Source organism: Pseudomonas sp. PDM25 (assembly GCF_019219045.1).
In the GTDB taxonomy this organism is placed as follows: domain Bacteria; phylum Pseudomonadota; class Gammaproteobacteria; order Pseudomonadales; family Pseudomonadaceae; genus Aquipseudomonas.
On sequence record NZ_JAHUWL010000070.1, the window covers coordinates 1 to 444 of the forward strand.

The 444-nt window shown below is 60.4% G+C and carries 1 protein-coding gene; it reads left to right on the forward strand.

Features of this window, described 5'->3' with window-relative positions:
- On the forward strand, positions 1-444 hold a 444-nt coding region (locus KW848_RS31360; protein ID WP_256365352.1), incomplete at both ends, for a contractile injection system protein, VgrG/Pvc8 family.

Genomic DNA, 444 nt, shown 5'->3' on the forward strand with positions numbered 1-444 from the left:
TCCCGAGCGCGAATATTGCACGCAATACGAGGAATCGGATTTCCAACTGATCCAACGATTGTGCAGTGAGGAGGGGATTGCCTGGCACCACCAACACAGCCCGGACGGTCATCAGTTGGTGTTCACCGATGATCAGACCTACTTCCCCACGCTGGAGGCCACGCCCTATCAACAGGGCAGTGGTATGGCCGCAGATCATCCAGTCGTCAGTCAGTTCTCCCAGCGGTTCAGCACGCGGACCAGCACGGTGACGCGTCGGGGTTATGACTTCAATCGGCCAAGCCGGCTGCTGGAAAGTCAGTTCACCGCCGCGTTCAGCCCTGCGCTGGAGGACTACCGCTACCCGGCGCCGATCCAAAATGAAAAGCACGGCAAACAGCTCGCCCGACAGGCCCTGGAGCGGCACCGTGCGGATTACCAGTTGGCCGAGGGGCAAAGCGACCA